16 protein-coding genes, 2 pseudogenes, 1 riboswitch and 1 other annotated feature are annotated in these 16,071 nt (G+C 65.9%); of the genes and pseudogenes, 17 read left to right on the top strand and 1 reads right to left on the bottom strand.

All coding sequences use genetic code 11. The annotated features are described in order from the left end of the window. The 16 genes and pseudogenes from JSE7799_RS16545 to JSE7799_RS16465 form a co-directional block, all read left to right on the top strand. A partial coding sequence (locus tag JSE7799_RS16545; protein WP_055664585.1) for an IS1380 family transposase occupies window positions 1–942 on the top strand: 942 nt, incomplete at its 5' end. A 323-nt stretch (window positions 943–1,265) separates the two neighbouring features. Continuing rightward, window positions 1,266–1,366: riboswitch (TPP riboswitch) on the top strand. A 54-nt stretch (window positions 1,367–1,420) separates the two neighbouring features. Beyond that, window positions 1,421–2,224, top strand: coding sequence for a bifunctional hydroxymethylpyrimidine kinase/phosphomethylpyrimidine kinase (gene thiD / locus JSE7799_RS16540; protein ID WP_055664583.1), 804 nt, complete (start codon window positions 1,421–1,423; stop codon window positions 2,222–2,224). Then, a complete protein-coding gene (locus JSE7799_RS16535; protein ID WP_055664582.1) occupies window positions 2,224–3,198 on the top strand; it encodes an FAD-dependent oxidoreductase in 975 nt (324 codons plus the stop codon). Before thiD ends, JSE7799_RS16535 begins: the two co-directional genes overlap by 1 nt. Continuing rightward, window positions 3,182–3,379, top strand: coding sequence for a sulfur carrier protein ThiS (thiS, locus tag JSE7799_RS16530; protein WP_055664581.1), 198 nt, complete (start codon window positions 3,182–3,184; stop codon window positions 3,377–3,379). Before JSE7799_RS16535 ends, thiS begins: the two co-directional genes overlap by 17 nt. A gap of 1 nt (window position 3,380) precedes the next feature. After that, complete coding sequence (locus JSE7799_RS16525) at window positions 3,381–4,151, top strand: thiazole synthase (RefSeq protein WP_055664580.1); 771 nt, start codon at window positions 3,381–3,383, stop codon at window positions 4,149–4,151. Next, complete coding sequence (locus JSE7799_RS16520) at window positions 4,148–4,744, top strand: thiamine phosphate synthase (RefSeq protein ID WP_055664579.1); 597 nt, start codon at window positions 4,148–4,150, stop codon at window positions 4,742–4,744. Before JSE7799_RS16525 ends, JSE7799_RS16520 begins: the two co-directional genes overlap by 4 nt. Continuing rightward, a complete protein-coding gene (locus JSE7799_RS16515) occupies window positions 4,741–5,724 on the top strand; it encodes a HesA/MoeB/ThiF family protein (protein ID WP_055664578.1) in 984 nt (327 codons plus the stop codon). The genes JSE7799_RS16520 and JSE7799_RS16515 overlap by 4 nt, the downstream gene beginning before the upstream one ends. Then, window positions 5,721–6,656: an ABC transporter substrate-binding protein gene (locus JSE7799_RS16510; RefSeq protein ID WP_055664577.1), complete on the top strand. Its 936-nt coding sequence runs from the start codon at window positions 5,721–5,723 to the stop codon at window positions 6,654–6,656. The genes JSE7799_RS16515 and JSE7799_RS16510 overlap by 4 nt, the downstream gene beginning before the upstream one ends. After that, entirely contained in the window at window positions 6,653–7,324 is a 672-nt protein-coding gene (gene tenA / locus JSE7799_RS16505) for a thiaminase II (protein WP_055664576.1), read from the top strand. Before JSE7799_RS16510 ends, tenA begins: the two co-directional genes overlap by 4 nt. After that, the gene (locus JSE7799_RS16500; protein WP_055664575.1) at window positions 7,324–8,046 is read left to right on the top strand and encodes an ABC transporter ATP-binding protein; all 723 of its coding nucleotides are present in this window, start codon (window positions 7,324–7,326) and stop codon (window positions 8,044–8,046) included. Before tenA ends, JSE7799_RS16500 begins: the two co-directional genes overlap by 1 nt. 5 nt (window positions 8,047–8,051) lie before the next feature. Further along, window positions 8,052–8,774 (top strand): ABC transporter permease, encoded by a 723-nt coding sequence (locus JSE7799_RS16495; protein ID WP_055664584.1) that lies wholly within the window; start codon window positions 8,052–8,054, stop codon window positions 8,772–8,774. A 246-nt stretch (window positions 8,775–9,020) separates the two neighbouring features. After that, entirely contained in the window at window positions 9,021–9,704 is a 684-nt protein-coding gene (locus tag JSE7799_RS16490) for a SixA phosphatase family protein (RefSeq protein WP_222101796.1), read from the top strand. Continuing rightward, the gene (locus tag JSE7799_RS16485; protein ID WP_055662236.1) at window positions 9,701–10,528 is read left to right on the top strand and encodes a histidine phosphatase family protein; all 828 of its coding nucleotides are present in this window, start codon (window positions 9,701–9,703) and stop codon (window positions 10,526–10,528) included. Before JSE7799_RS16490 ends, JSE7799_RS16485 begins: the two co-directional genes overlap by 4 nt. Window positions 10,529–11,022: 494 nt before the next feature. Further along, window positions 11,023–12,288, top strand: a pseudogene (locus JSE7799_RS16475) (IS3 family transposase). Beyond that, window positions 11,304–11,420: a sequence feature (AL1L pseudoknot), on the top strand. It overlaps the preceding pseudogene by 117 nt. 37 nt (window positions 12,289–12,325) lie before the next feature. Next, a pseudogene (locus JSE7799_RS16470) lies at window positions 12,326–12,712 on the top strand (transposase); the annotation flags it as partial. A gap of 196 nt (window positions 12,713–12,908) precedes the next feature. Continuing rightward, window positions 12,909–14,105, top strand: coding sequence for an IS256 family transposase (locus JSE7799_RS16465; RefSeq protein ID WP_055662248.1), 1,197 nt, complete (start codon window positions 12,909–12,911; stop codon window positions 14,103–14,105). Window positions 14,106–14,167: 62 nt separating this feature from the next. On the opposite strand, the gene JSE7799_RS20155 is transcribed toward JSE7799_RS16465, so the two are convergent. Beyond that, entirely contained in the window at window positions 14,168–14,470 is a 303-nt protein-coding gene (locus tag JSE7799_RS20155; protein WP_370736663.1) for a transposase, read from the bottom strand. Window positions 14,471–14,652: 182 nt separating this feature from the next. On the opposite strand from JSE7799_RS20155, the gene JSE7799_RS16460 reads away from it, so the two are divergent. Next, window positions 14,653–15,996, top strand: coding sequence for an IS1380 family transposase (locus JSE7799_RS16460; RefSeq protein ID WP_055664572.1), 1,344 nt, complete (start codon window positions 14,653–14,655; stop codon window positions 15,994–15,996). Window positions 15,997–16,071 lie beyond the last annotated feature (75 nt).

Below are 16,071 nucleotides of genomic sequence, written 5' to 3'. Positions count from 1 at the left end.
GAGATGATCCGGTTCTACTGCCACTCGTTTGCACGCCCNCCAAGCCGAATCGTGCTCGACATCGACGATACCTTTGACGCGGTGCATGGCCACCAGCAGCTGCGCCTGTTCAATGCGTTCTACGACGAGTTCGGCTTCCAGCCGATCGTCGTGTTTGACGGTGAGGGCCGGCTCGTGGGGACACTGCTGCGCCCGGTCCGCCGCCCCAATGGGGCCGAGAGCGCGGCCCACATCCGCCGGTTGATCCGGCAGATTGCCAGGCATTGGCCCGAGACAGAAATCCTGCTGCGAGCCGACAGCCACTACTGCACCCCGCAGGTTCTGGACCTGTGTGACAGGCTCGGGCTGCGCTATGTCTTCGGTTTGTCAAAGAACGGCCGTCTGGCGCAGAACATCTCGGCTCTGGAAGCGTCGACAGCGGCGCGCTACGCCCGAACGCCGGGCCAGAAGCTGCGCCGGTTCAAAACCTTCTCCTACGCAGCCCGCTCGTGGTCGAAACCCCGCCGCGTCATCGCCCGCGTCGAGGTTGGCCCCATGGTTCGGGACACCCGCTACATCGTCACCAACCTCGAGGGCGGTCGCGGTAAGCATCTTTATGAGAAGATCTACTCCGCTCGCGGCCAGGCCGAGAACCACATCAAGGCGTGGAAGGCCCACCTCGCAGCAGACCGGACGTCGTGCTCGAAAGCCAACGCCAATCAGATGCGCCTGATGCTGCACGGCTGCGCCTACTGGATTTGGTGGAAGCTCCGCGCGGCTTGCCCAAAACGTTCACCATGGCGCCGCGCCCAGTTCGACACGCTGCGGCTGCATCTCGTCAAACTGGCCGCCACCATCGTCGAAAAGAAGACCCGGATCATCGTGACCCTGCCGGCATCGTGTCCCCGAAAGGGACTTCTCCTCCTTCTCTTCGACGCCCTCGCCCCACCGAAAACAGCCTGACGCATGCGCCCCGACAAACCCAGAAACATCAACCCGTATCGCCCAAGACCCAAGTCACCGGCCGGCATGCCAACCGGACGCAAACACCGGGTGCGCGCAAGAAAACCGAGACCGGGGAAACCATCCCACGGAGCACAAGTCCGCAGCTTCATGAATTATGCGGGCTAAAATCCGGACCATCCGCAGGGTTCCGTCATGGCGCTCCCGATTGACCGGACAACCGGTTGTTTTACGGATCCCAGGCCATGCGGTGCTCCGCCAAGAACCGATGTCGCCTGGTCGCGCAGCGGTTGCAGGCCTGTCCATCTGTGGCTAGGGTTGACTCAAATCCGTTGGGGTGCCCCGTTGAGGGCTGAGAGGCGCGAGTCAACCCATCGAACCTGATCCGGGCAATACCGGCGTAGGAAACGGAGATCGATCTGGCGAAGCTCGTGGCCCTCGCTTTTTCATCCTCCTGCCTCCGCCGGCGGGAGAAACGATGAAGCCACATCCATCCGCACTCACCATCGCAGGGTCCGATAGCGGCGGCGGCGCCGGCATTCAGGCCGATCTCAAGACATTCTCGGCCCTCGGGGTCTATGGCACGAGCGCGATCACCGCGATCACGGCCCAGAACACGCGCGGCGTTCTGGCCGTGGAGGCCGTCTCGCCGTCCCTGGTCGCCGCGCAGATCGCAGCCGTTCTGGAGGACATTCCGCCGGACGCGATCAAGATCGGGATGCTGGCCTCGCCGGAGATCATCAAAGCGGTGGCCGCGGCGCTGGAAGATTACAAGGGCCCGGTCGTTCTCGACCCCGTGATGGTCGCTAAGTCGGGCGACGCGCTTCTGGCCGCAGAGGCCGAGGCGACGCTGATCGCGTCGCTGGTGCCGCGCGCGGACGTCCTCACCCCGAACCTTCCCGAAGCGGCTCGCCTGCTGGGCCAGGACCATGCCCATCAGGCGGAGGATATCGCGGCACAGGGTCGGGCGCTGCTCGAACTGGGTGCGCGGGCCGTGGTGATGAAAGGCGGTCACGGGGCGGGACTGTCCTGCATTGACCGTCTGGTGACACCGTCCGGCCTGACGGCAATGGAGCAGCCACGGCTGGCCACGCGCAACACCCATGGCACGGGATGCACCCTCTCCTCGGCCATCGCGGCGGAACTGGCGAAGGGCGCCGAGCTTGAACCCGCCGTTCGACGGGCGCAGGACTGGCTGCATCACGCGATCCGCGCGGCGGACGGGCTGGACATCGGCAGCGGGCACGGGCCGGTCCATCATTTCCACGAGATCTGGCCGTGATGCAGGCGACGGTTCTGGGCGCCGGCGTGGCGGGCCTGTGCGTGGCGACGGAACTGGTCGCGCGGGATTGTGCTGTGACGATCGTCGATCCGGCGCCGCGGCCGGGGCCGCATGGCTGCTCGTGGTGGGCCGGGGGGATGCTGGCGCCGTTTTGCGAAGGAGAGACGGCGCAGGAGCCGGTCGTCCGCCTCGGGCAGGAGGCCTCCGACTGGTGGGCGCGGCAGGGTGTCCGCGTGGTGCGGAACGGCACGCTCGTGGTGACGCTCGGGCGGGACCGGCGCGAACTCGACCGTTTCGCGCGCCGCACCGAGGGGCATGAGAGGCTCGACGCCGCCGCCCTCGCCGCGCTGGAGCTGGACCTCGAGGGCCGGTTCGACCGGGCGCTGCTTTTCCCGTCCGAGGCGCATATAGATCCGCGCGCCGCCTTGATCCACCTCCGCAATCGGCTGCGACGCGAGGGCGTCACCTTCGTCGCGGAACGCGGCGACGCGACGGGTCTGACCTTCGATTGCCGGGGATTGTCGGCGCGCGACGCCCTGACGGATCTGCGCGGCGTGAAGGGCGAGATGGCCGTGTTACGCCAGCCCGAAATCCGCCTGACACGTCCGCTGCGGCTGCTCCACCCGCGGTTCCCGCTCTACGTCGTTCCGCGCGGAGACGGCGTGTTCATGCTCGGCGCCACCCAGATCGAGAGCGACGACCGCAGGCGTCGCGTCCGGTCGGTGCTGGAGCTTCTCTCCGCCGCCTATGCGCTCCACCCCGGCTTTGGCGAGGCGGAGCTGCTGGAGATCGGCGCCGATGCCCGCCCCGCCTTTCCCGACAATCTGCCCCGCCTGCGCAGGCGGGGCGAGACGATTCACGTCAATGGCCTCTTTCGGCACGGCTTCCTCCTGGCGCCCGCGCTGGCGCGAATGGCGGTGGAGGCGGCCTGCGACGGCAGCAATCCGGAGTTGATGGATGAAGATCACGGTTAACGGCACCGCCACCGACGTGCGGGCGCAGACACTCGCCGCGGCTCTCGGCGAACTCGGCTATGGCGGCGCGAAGGTCGCCACGGCCGTGAACGAGAATTTCATCCCGGCGGCGGCGCGGGAGGAGACCGATCTCGCCCCCGGCGACCGGGTCGAAATCGTGGCCCCAAGGCAGGGAGGCTGAGATGCAGCTTTACGGAACCGAAATCGCCTCGCGCCTGATGCTCGGCACCGCACTCTACCCCTCGCCCGCGGATCTGGCCGAAGCGTTCCGCCGCTCCGGCGCAGGCATCGCCACCGTCTCCGTGCGTCGGGAGGCCGGGGGAGAGCGGGCCGGCGCGGCCTTCTGGGATCTGGTTCGCGATCTGGGCGTGAAGGTGCTGCCCAACACCGCCGGCTGCCACTCGGTCCGCGAGGCCGTCACCACCGCGCGGATGGCGCGCGAACTCTTCGACACGCCCTGGATCAAGCTTGAGGTGATCGGCCATGCCGACACGCTCCAGCCCGATCCGTTCGGTCTGGTGGAGGCGGCGCGGATCCTCACCGAGGACGGCTTCGAGGTGTTCCCCTACACGACCGAGGACGTGGTGCTGGCGGACCGTCTGCTCTCGGCGGGTTGCGAGGTGCTGATGCCGTGGGGCGCGCCGATCGGCACCGGACTGGGCCTGACCAACATCTACGGCCTGCGCACGCTCAGGGCACAGTTTCCCGACGTGCCGATGGTCGTGGATGCCGGGCTCGGGGTGCCCAGCCAGGCGGCAATGGCGATGGAGATGGGCTTCGACGCGGTGCTTCTGAACACTGCGGTGGCGAAGGCCGGCGATCCTTCGGCCATGGCCGAAGGCTTCGCCCGAGGGGTAGAGGCCGGTCGTCTGGCCTACGAGGCCGATCCGATGGAGCCGCGCGACATGGCCGCGCCCTCCACCCCGGTCATCGGGCGGGCGTTCCTGGAATGAGCCTCGACCGTTTCTATCCGATTTTCGACGGCCTCGACTGGCTGGAGCGGACGCTCCCCTTGGGCGTGAAGCTGGTGCAGTTGCGCATCAAGGACGTGGCCGAGAACGATTTGCGGGAAGCTGTGGCGCGGGCGCAGGCTCTCTGTCGGGCGCAGGATGCGGTGCTCGTCGTCAACGACCATTGGCGCATCGCCATCGACGAGGGCTGCGACTGGGTGCATCTGGGGCAGGAGGATCTCGACACCGCCGATTTGCCCGCCATCCGCCGAGCCGGCGTGAAGCTCGGGATCAGCACGCATGACCATGCGGAGCTTGATCGGGCCTTGTCGCTTGCGCCGGATTACGTGGCGCTCGGGCCGGTCTATCCGACCATCCTGAAGAAGATGAAGTGGGAGCAACAGGGCCTCGACCGGGTGACGGAGTGGAAGCGGCTGATCGGTGCCATGCCCCTCGTCGCCATCGGCGGCATGAGCGTCGAGCGCGCGGCGGGCGCCTTCGATGCCGGGGCGGACATCGTCTCGGCCGTCACCGACATCACCCTGAACGACGACCCGGAGCGGCGCGTGCGGCAGTGGATCGAGGCGACGCGATGAGCCGCTATGACCGCCAGGTTGCCGTGCCCGAACTCGGCCCCGAGGGGCAGGCGCGGCTGCGGCATGCGCATGTCCTGGTGATCGGGGCGGGCGGGCTTGCGGCTCCGGTGCTGCAATATCTCGGGGGCGCGGGCGTGGGGCGTATCCGGCTTGTCGATCCGGACCGGGTGGAAGCCTCCAATCTCCATCGTCAGACGCTGTTTCGGGAAACCGATATCGGCACGGCCAAGGCGGAGGCGGCCGCGGGCCATGTTACCGCGCTGAACCCCGAATGCCGGGTGGAGCCGGTTGTCAATGCCTTCAATCCCGCCAATGCCACGACGCTCTGCGACGGTGTCGATCTGGTTCTCGACTGCGCCGACAGCTTCGCGGCAAGCTACGTCGCCTCCGACACGTGCCGGGCCGGCGGCATACCGTTGATCAGCGCGTCGGTGATCGGGCTGGAGGGGTATTGCGGTGCCTTCTGCGGCAGCGCCCCGAGCCTGCGGGCGGTCTTTCCCGACCTGCCGCAGCGCCTGGGCTCCTGCGCCGAAGACGGCGTGCTGGGGCCGGTCGTCGGGGTCGTCGGCGCGCTTCAGGCGCAGATGGCGCTGGCGCTCATTGCGGATATTGCCCCGTCGCCGCTGGGCCAGCTCGTCACCTTCGACGGGCGGACCTTCCGGTCCGGCGGCTTCCGCTTCGATACCGCGCCCGAGCCCGCATCCCGGCCGCGCTTCCTCGCCCCGTCACAGATCGCCGATACCGACTTCCTCGTGGACCTTCGCGCCGAGGAGGAAGCAATGCTGGTGCGCCCCGATGCACGGCGTCTGCCCGTCACGGCCTTCGGGCCGGACGGCCCCACCCCCGATCCCGGCCAGCGCGCCGTGCTCTGCTGCCGCTCGGGCCTGCGCTCGTGGCAGGCGGCAGAGCGGCTCGCGACCGGCTGGGAAGGAGAAATCTGCCTCGTCGCCCTTGGCGACCCAACTGGAGACACCCGATGAAAGCCACCCTGACCGCAATCGCGCTCCTCGTCGCGATGCCCGCCGCCGCGCAGGACAAGATGACCCTGATGCTCGACTGGTTCGTCAATCCCGACCACGGGCCGATCATCATCGCGCAGGAGCAGGGCTACTTCGCCGAACAGGGCTTGGAGATCGAGGTGATCGCGCCGGCCGATCCCGCCGATCCGCCGAAGATGGCCGCCGCCGGGCGCGCCGATCTCGCCATCTCCTATCAGCCGCAACTGCACTTGCAGGTGGCCGAGGAGATGCCGCTGATCCGGGTCGGTACGCTGGTCGCCACGCCGCTCAACTGCCTTCTGGTGCTGGAGGACGGGCCGATCGACGAGATCGCCGATCTGAAGGGCCGCAAGGTCGGCTTTTCGGTGGCGGGCGTGGAGGAGGCGCTGCTTTCCTCCATTCTGGAGAACAACGCCCTGACGATGGACGACATCGAGCTCGTTAATGTGAACTGGTCGCTGTCGCCCGCGCTCATGTCGGGTCAGGTGGATGCCGTCATCGGCGCCTTCCGCAACTTCGAACTCAACCAGATGGAGATCGAAGGCATCGACGGCCGGTGCTTCTATCTCGAAGAGGAGGGCCTGCCCGCCTATGACGAGCTGATCTATGTCGCCAATCCCGAGACGATGGATGCGGATCTGATCCGCCGCTTCCTCGCCGCGACGGAAAAGGCGACGCAGTTCATCGTCAATCACCCGCAGGAAAGCTGGGAGATCTTCGCGGCCACCTCGGCGGAGTTGCAGGACGAGTTGAACGAGAAGGCCTGGGCCGACACGATCCCCCGCTTCGCGCTGCGCCCCGAGGCTCTGGATCAGGGCCGCTACGCCCGCTTCGAGGCCTTCCTGAACGAGGCCGGGCTCGTGGAGGGGACGCGTCCCGTCTCCGAACTCGCCGTCGATCTGGGGGCGCAGTGACCTACGGCGTCACCTTCCCGCTCTGGCGTGAAGCGGCCGGAGAGACATGGCGGAACTACACCCGCCATGCCTTCGTCGAGGGGATGCGGGACGGAACGCTCCCCCGCGAGGCGTTCCTGCGCTACCTTGTGCAGGATTACGTCTTTCTCGTGCATTTCTCCCGCGCCTGGGCCTTGGCCGTCACCAAGGCCGAGACGCTGGAGGAGATGCGCGCCTGCGCCGCCACGGTCCATGCGCTGCTCGACGAGGAGATGCGGCTTCATGTCGAGACCTGCGCCGCCGAAGGTATCTCCGAGGCCGATCTCTTCGCCGCCGAGGAGGCGCCGCAGAACCTCGCCTATACGCGCTATGTACTCGACGCGGGGCATTCCGGCGACTTCCTCGACCTGATGGCGGCGCTTGCGCCCTGTGTGCTGGGCTACGGCGAAATCGGTGCGCGTCTTGCGGCGCATGCCGACGAGACGGTCTATGCCGAATGGATCGCCACTTACTCGGGTGAAGATTATCAGCGCACGTGCCGCGACGTGGGCGCCATGATCGACGCTGCGGTGGCACGCCGTCTGGGGCCGGCGCCCGAGGAGAGCCCGCGCTGGCCGCGCCTCGCGGACAGGTTCCGCACGGCGACACGGCTCGAGGTCGGGTTCTGGGACATGGGTCTGTCGGGGTGATGACGGCGCCGTCGCTTCGCCTGTCGGGCACGGCGCGGATCGACGGCGCGCCGATCTTCGGGCCGGTCGACCTCGAGGCGCCGGCGGGCCGCTGGACCTGCCTGCTCGGTCCGTCGGGCGTGGGAAAGTCGACGATCCTGCGCCTGCTTGCCGGCCTTGGCGAAGAGGTCACTTTCGAGGGCGAAATGACGGCGGCGAGTGGCGCGCCGGGCGAAAACCTCGTGGCGTTGATGGCGCAGAGCGACCTGCTGATGCCCTGGCTCGACGTCACGGCCAATACCATGCTCGGAGCGCGGCTGCGGGGCGAGGCGCAGCCGCGTGATCGCGCGCGTGAGGTGCTGGAACGGGTCGGCCTCGCCGCACACGCCGCCAAGCGCCCCCATGCGCTCTCCGGTGGTCAGCGGCAGCGCGTAGCCCTCGCGCGAACGTTGCTGGAGGACCGACGGGTGGTTCTGCTGGACGAGCCGTTCTCCGCACTCGACGCCCGCTCGCGCGCCTTGATGCAGGACCTTGCGGCAGAACTTCTGGCAGGACGCACGGTCCTGCATGTCACCCACGACACCGCCGAAGCCGCACGGCTCGGAGAGCGCGTCCTGCTGATGACGCGGGACGGCATTGCGCTGGTCACGCCGCCCGAGGCTCCGCCGCCGCGCCGCTACGACGCGCCCGAGACGCTTGCGTTTCAGGGCCGCCTGCTCCGGCAGCTGATGGAGGCACGGTGATACGGGTGCCCCATGCCGCCGGCGTGGCGCTCCTCGGCATACTGGCCTGGCAGGCGATCGTCACGCTCGCCGGTCTGCCCCGGTTCATTCTACCCGGCCCCCTCGCCGTCTTCTCGACCCTCTGGACCAGCCGGAATCTGATCGCCGAACACGCGCTCATCACCGCGATCGAAGTTCTCGTGGGCCTCGGCCTCGGCGCCGCACTCGGTTTCGCAACGGCGATCCTTCTGGCCGCCTCCCCTCTCGCGCGGTCCCTGCTGCGCCCGATGCTGGTCTTCAGTCAGGCCGTTCCGGTTTTTGCCCTGGCGCCCATCCTGACGCTCTGGCTGGGATACGGGCTGTGGTCCAAGGTCGCGATGGCGCTGCTCATCATCTACTTCCCGGTCACATCCGCGTTCTTCGACGCGCTGATGCGGACGCCGCCGGGGTGGCTCGAACTCGCCCGGATCATGAATGCAACGCCCGCCCGAATTCTGATGCGCATCCGTGTGCCGGCGGCGATGCCCGGCTTCGCCTCGGGCCTGCGCCTCGCCGCCGTCTACGCCCCCATCGGCGCGATCATCGGGGAATGGGTCGGGGCGTCGCAGGGGCTGGGTTACCTGATGCTGCTGGCCAATGGCCGCGCGAAGATCGACCTGATGTTCGCCGCGCTGATCGTCCTGGCCGTCCTGACGCTTCTGCTTCATGCCGCCGTCGACGCGATCTGTCGGCGCCTGTGGGAGGGTTGAGCAGGCGCCGTCATGTTGCGCGGGCACGCAGCCGCGGAACGGGGCACAGGTCCTGTGCGCGCCTGTCATTGCTGCAATGCTCCCGATCCCGTTGCATGGCGTCAGAACGTCGCCACATGCCACTCCAAGAAGGATTTTTGGCACCGACGGCCTATCATCAGGTATCGGACCACAGGAAAGACGAACGTGATGCACTACCGATTTGCCGCGGCGCTTCTTGCGTTCGTTGCGCTTGCCGCTCCTGCGATGGCGCAATCTCTTTCCGGCGATGTGGAGCGGGACGGCAAAGGTGGGCTCATGACGATGGTCATGCCCAATTCACAGGTGGAGAGTGATCGCGCCGTCACCGAGGAGCTGACCTTCGAGCCTTGGGACATGCTGCACGCGCTGGCCCGCGACGACGTCGTACTTCTGATGCGTCATGGCCCGACCGATTGGTCGAAACGTGACGCGACCGATGTCGCGCCCACCGATTGCGAAGATCAGCGCGTGACGACGGAAACAGGTCGGCGCCAGATGTATGAACTGGGCGCCCTGATGGTTGCCAATCATCTGACGCCGGGTCGGATCGTGGCCAGCGAATGGTGTCGAAATCAGCAGACGCTGGAAGCGATGCTGGACGGGATGCGCGACGCCGATCCGGATGCGCTCGAGAACGTGCAGATCGACACGATCGCGGATCTCAACCTGCTTTTGTCGCTGCAAGGTGCTCCCGACGTGGCCGCTATGCGGGAGATCATCGCCGATTGGGACGGTGGCGCGGGTCATGGGCCGCTGCTCATTATCTCGCACTTCACCAACATTCAGGAACTGACCGAGCGGGCGGTGTTCGAGGGTCAGATGCTCGTGCTCGACCCTGCAGATGGCAATCGCGTGTTGGGGCAATTGCGCCTCAGATCGGCACAGCCGGATGTGGGACATTTCCAATGAAGCACCGCATTACGAGCGTTGCCGCGGCACTTGCGTTCGCCGCCGCCCTGCCTGTTTCGGCGCAGGATGCGGCCGGGATGCCCAAGTGGAAGGGCGAGATCGAGCCCGTTTCCGGATTCGCCGGACAGATGTCGATGTCGATGGAGACGGACGCGCCCGAGGAGATGGTCGTCGAGGAAGTCATCAGCTTCGAGCCGTGGCAGATGCTGGACGACCTGTTCCGCGACGATCTCGTCTTCATTATGCGCGGCGGCCCCTCCGAGTGGGATGTGCGGGACGCCCCCGGCACCGCCCCGAGCGATTGCGAGGATCAGCGTCTCCTGACCGAAACTGGCCAGGATCAGATGCGCCAGCTCGGTGCGCTGCTCATCGTCAACGGATTGCGTCCGGGAGAGGTCCTTCTCTCGCAATGGTGCCGTGCCCAACAGACCTATCTTGGCCTTGAGGAGGGGATGCTGGAGGCCGACATGAATGCGCTGGATGGCGTCGAGGCGCGGGTGGATGCTGCATTGAATCCGCTCGGGAAACTTGCCGGTCCCGAAGATGCGGAGGCGCTGCGCGAGATGGTGATGGCTTGGGACGGCAAGGACGCCGGCGGCCCGCTCCTCCTGATCACCCATTTCGACAACATCGTCGAGTTGACCCGCTTTCGCGTCTACGAGGGTGAGGTGCTTATACTAGATCCGACGCGAGACGGTCGGGTGCTGGGCTACCTCCGGCTCGGCAGCGCGGGCCCGGACGCGGTTCGGTTCGACCCGGATGTCGTGGCCTTCGCGCGAGAAGGTGTGTCGCCAGAAGACGACGATGCCGAGGCGGCAGATTGAGTGTCTGCTTCCGGCTGATCGGATTTTTTCTGGCGGTGGGCGATGCGATGCAGCGATGCTGCGATGCTGCGATGCAGGGGCCTCGGCATCCAAGGGGCCTGCGAAATGACTTATTGGCTACACGGCGCGCATTTTCAGTCCCTACGTTGCCATGAACCTTTTCTGCGGGCTGCTTCCGGGGCCGAAGCGTGGGCAATAACGGCTGCAGGCACGCTGTCATGCATCGATCTCCTGTCATGCCTCCCCAAGCGTTGGGGACAGCGTCCCGTTCAAGAGTTCATTGCCGAGCCGGCCGTTGAATCTCTCAATAAAGCCGGTCCTTGTATGGGTTTGAAGGCGATCTAGTGCCCGTCGGCGCCGGTGCGCTGGCAGCAGGTGGGAATTGCGATCGAGTTAAGGTCCGTGCCGGCGGCGTCCAAGACCGAGGCGATCCAGCCGTCTGAACCGCCCCGGTTCTGCGGGAGGCTCCAACTCTTGAGTAAGATGGAGCTATCATGAGCAAAACGACGAACAAGTTTTCCCCCGAGGTCCGCGAGCGTGCGGTTCGTATGGTTCTCGACGACGAGGGTCAGCACGAGTCCCGCTGGCAGGCGATGGCCTCGATCGCCGCGAAGATCGGCTGCTCGACCGACACGCTCAATGCCTGGGTGAAGAAGGTCGAGGTAGACAGCGGCACGCCAGCGGGCATTCCGAGCGATATGGCCGAGAAGCTGAAGGCGCTGGAGCGGGAGAACCGCGAGCTTCGCCAAGCGAACGAGATACTGCGCAAGGCATCAGCTTGTTTTGCGATGGCGGAGATCGACCGCCGGTCGAAGTGATGGTGTCGTTCATCGGCAATCCTCGTGGGAAGCATGGGGTCGAGCCGATCTGCAACGTCCTGCCGATCGCCCCTTCCACCTACTACGATCACTTGGCCAAGCGGGCCGAACCGACCCGGCTGTCGGATCGGGCGCGGCGTGACGAAGCATTGCGGCCCGAGATCCGGCGCGTGTTCGAGGAGAACTGGCGTGTCTACGGCGTTCGCAAGGTCTGGCGACAATTGGGGCGAGAGAGCATCGATGTCGCCCGCTGCACCGTGGCACGGCTGATGAAAGACATGGGGCTTTCAGGGCGCTCGCCATTGTCCTCGGACCAATGGCGGACAAGGCTCGCTCCGCGGCAAGCCGCTCCGGACGACGATCCCGGACAAGAAGGCGCCATGTCCACTGGACCAGGTGAACCGGCAGTTCCGTGTGCCTGCCCCGAACATGCTGTGGGTGAGCGATTTCACCTACGTGGCCACGTGGAAGGGCTTCGCCTACGTCGCCTTTGTCATCGATGCCTATGCCAGGCGGATCGTGGGTTGGCGGGTCAGCACCACGGCCCACGCGGGCTTCGTTCTCGATGCCCTTGAACAGGCGGTCCACGAACGCCGGCCGACGAAGGGAATGGGGCTGGTCCACCACTCGGACCGCGGCTCCCGATACCTGTCCACCAAGTATACAGAGCGGCTCGGTGAGGCGGGCATCGGACCATCCGTCGGCAGTGTGGGCGACAGCTACGACAACGCACTGGCCGAGACGATCAACGGCCTGTTCAAGGCCAAGGTCATTCACCGGCGCGGTCCGTGGCGCAGCTTTGAAGCCGTGGAATACGCGACCCTCGAATGGGTGGACTGGTTTAACAACCGCCGTCTGCTCGAGCCCATCGGGAATATCCCGCCCGCTGAAGCCGAAGCCAACTTTTACGCAGCTCTGGATACCAAAGCCGAGGCTGCGTAACTAACAAAACTCAGCCTCCGGCAAACTCGGAGCAGTTCAGGGCTCGTTGTCGGTCTGGTTCGATCCCGGCGCGGTCTGGCATGCGGAGAGATCTGGCAAGCGAGGCCGGCCTGAGACTTTCTCTGATGCGGCGACTCAGACCTGCCTGACGCTGAAAGTGCTCTTCGGTCTTCCGCTTCGCCAGACGGGTGGACTGTTCGAAAGTCTGGGCCGGATGGCCGGGCTCGACTGGCCTATGCCGGATTTTTCGACGCTGAGCCGCCGTTAGGCGAGGATTGCAGTGCAGATCCCGTATCGTGCGTCCGGACAGCCGCTGAGCCTGCTCATCCCCTCTCCGGACATTGCTGCGCAATGCCCTGTCGGGCAGTGGACAGCACCGGCATCAAGTCTTGCGGTGACGGCGAGTAGGCTCCGCCCGTTCAGGGCTGAAACGATCCCCCGGATCGTTTCCGGTACATCTTTTACCCCGCAAGCAGATAGTGTCCCAGCGGTTGGTGTAGGAGGCCGCGGGCGAAGCCCTTGGCGTAGCGTAGCGCGCGGCCGGGTGTGACGCTGGTGGTCACCGTCGATCTTCGTGAAGGTTCGGGTTGCGAGACTCGAAACCAAGAACGGAGACGACGATGACCGACGACAGAATGGCGCTGCTTGAGCTGGTTGAAAAGGAGGCCGATGGCGATCTCGTGCGCGAGATGCTGGCTTTCGCGGCCAGGCGGATCATGGAAGCGGAGATTGAGACCAGAACTGGCGTAGCAAAGGGCGTGCGTTCGCCGTCGCGTGAGGTTCAGCGAAATGGATACCGCGAGCGGGACTGGGACACCCGCGCCGGACGGATATCGCTGGAGATCCCGAAGCTGAGGAAGGGAAGCTACTTGCCGAGCTTTCTTGAACCGCGTCGGACAGCCGAAAAAGCACTCGTGGCTGTGATCCAGGAGGCTTACGTGCAAGGCATCTCGACGCGCTCGGTGGACGACCTGGTGAAGGCCATGGGCGCTGGCGGCATGTCGAAGAGCCAGGTCAGCCGGCTCTGCGGTGAGATCGATGAGCGGGTGAACGCGTTCCTGTCGCGGCCGCTGGAGGGCGAGTGGCCCTACCTTTGGCTCGATGCCACGTACCTGAAGGTGCGTGACGGCGGGCGCATTGTCAGCCGCGCCGCGATAGTGGCCATTGCGGTGAACGAGGACGGCAAACGTGAGGTGCCGGGCGTGGCCACCGGCCCTTCCGAGGCCGAGACGTTCTGGACCGGCTTTCTCCGCTCGCTGGCCGATCGCGGCCTGCGGGGCGTGAAGCTGGTCGTTGCCGACGATCACAAGGGGCTGCGGGCGGCTGCGCGTCGGGTGTTCGACGCGACCCACCAGCGCTGCCGCGTTCACTGGATGCGCAATGCGCTTGCCCATGCCCCGGCCAAGCAGCGTACGGCGGTGGCGGCGATGCTGAAGACGATCTTCGCGCAGGAGACAAAGGCCGAGGCCGAAGCCCAGTGGGAAGTGGTCGCGGATGCGCTTCGCGAGAAGCAGGAAAAGCTCGGCGCGTTCATGGACGCCTCCCGCGACGACGTCCTGGCCTACATGGACTTCCCGCGCGAGCATTGGACCCAGATCGCATCCACGAACCCAATCGAGCGAGTAAACCGCGAGATCAAGCGGCGCGCCGATGTCATCGGGATCTTTCCAAACGACGAAGCCATTGTTCGCCTGGTCGGCGCTCTGATGCTCGAGACAAACGACGAATGGACAGTCGCCCGGCGGTACATGTCGCTTGAAAGCCTCGCGCGCGTCACCGACAATGCAGACGTCAGATTGCCCACCGTGGCCACCTGATCAGCTTCGGACCTCTCCGAAGGTCGGCGCTCCTACACCACGCAATGGGGCACTATCCTTTTTCACCGATGGACGCTGCGTCCAGCGAAGCGCGGGACCAGTCCAACGCGCCCGCCGGGTCGAGCCGTTCCAGCGGGATGCGGTGCAGCAGGTCTACGCCCGCCCGCCTGCTGCCAATCCCGCAGGCGCCGCCAGCAGGTCATGCCCGAGCTGCCGAACACCTCGCCCGGCAGCATCCCCCGCGGTAGGCCCGAACGGAGCACGAATACGATCCCGCGCAGGGGGACCCGGTCCGACACCCTCGGGCGACCGCCCTTCGGCTTCGGGGGCTCATTGGGCAGCAACGGCTCCGCCACGACCCACATCTCATCTGTTACAAGCTCAGGTCTCATGAGCAGGGAGTCCACGAGACGCAGATCGGTCTCGGTAGGCGCTTTTAGCCCGGATAATTCACGAGAAGGCGGCGGAGGTGGCGTAACCGTCTGAAACTCTGTATTTCTTGGTTATCGACGCCAAAGATTCAGATTTCAGCAGGACGACCTCCGCCATGGCTCAATCTACGTGCTTCACGCCCCGCCTGTCACCCCTCAATGGCAAGCCGATCCTGCTCGGGTTTGACGGCGCCGACATGAGCTCCGACGCCGGACTGACCCTGCTGCGCGAGATCGAGCGCAGGGCGGGTCTGGCGCAGCGGCTCGCAGATTGCCTGCACGATCCGCGTGACCCGGCGAAAGTTCAGCATAGCCTGTGCGACATCATCCGGTTCCGGATCATGATGATCGCGGCGGGGTATGAAGACGGCAACGACGCGGCAGCCCTGCGGTACGATCCCAGCTTCAGGATCGCGCTGGAGCGTGGCCCGGAAACAGGGCCGGCCTCGTGTTCGCAGCCGACGATCTCGCGCATGGAAAACCTGCCCGACACCCGCGCCCTTATCCGCATGGGCCGCGAGATGATCCGGTTCTACTGCCACTCGTTTGCGCGCCCTCCAAGCCGGATCGTGCTCGATATCGATGATACCTTTGACGCGGTGCATGGGCACCAGCAGCTGCGCCTGTTCAATGCGTTCTACGACGAGTTCGGCTTCCAGCCGATCGTCGTGTTTGACGGTGAGGGCCGGCTCGTGGGGATACTGCTGCGCCCGGCCCGCCGCCCCAATGGGGCCGAGAGCGCGGCCCATATCCGCCGGTTGATCCGGCAGATTGCCAGGCATTGGCCCGAGACAGAAATCCTGCTGCGAGCCGACAGCCACTACTGCACCCCGCAGGTTCTGGACCTGTGTGACAGGCTCGGGCTGCGCTATATCTTTGGTTTGTCAAAGAACGGCCGTCTGGCGCAGAACATCTCGGCTCTGGAAGCGTCGACGGCGGCGCGCTACGTCCGGACGCCGGGCCAGAAGCTGCGCCGGTTCAAAACCTTCTCCTACGCGGCTCGGTCGTGGTCGAAACCCCGCCGCGTCATCGCCCGCGTTGAGGTTGGCCTCATGGGGCAGGACACCCGCTACATCGTCACCAATCTCGAGGGCGGCCGCGGCAAGCATCTTTACGAGAAGCTCTATTCCGCTCGCGGCCAAGCCGAGAAACACATCAAGGCGTGGAAGGCCCACCTCGCAGCAGACCGGACGTCGTGCTCGAAAGCCAACGCCAATCAGATGCGTCTGATGCTGCACGGCTGCGCCTACTGGATTTGGTGGAAGCTCCGCGCGGCTTGCCCAAAACGTTCACCATGGCGCCGCGCCCAGTTCGACACGCTGCGGCTGCATCTCGTCAAACTGGCCGCCACCATCGTCGAGAAGAAGACCCGGATCATCGTGACCCTGCCGGCTTCGTGTCCCCGAAAGGGACTTCTCCTCCTTCTCTTCGACGCCCTCGCCCCACCGAAAACAGCCTGACGCATGCGCCCCGACAAACCCAGAAACATCAACCCGTATCGCCCAAGACCCAAGTCACCGGCCGGCCTGCCAACC

This window comes from Jannaschia seosinensis, assembly GCF_001408515.1.
Lineage (GTDB): Bacteria > Pseudomonadota > Alphaproteobacteria > Rhodobacterales > Rhodobacteraceae > Jannaschia > Jannaschia seosinensis.
This window is presented reverse-complemented; position numbering and strand designations above follow the sequence as displayed.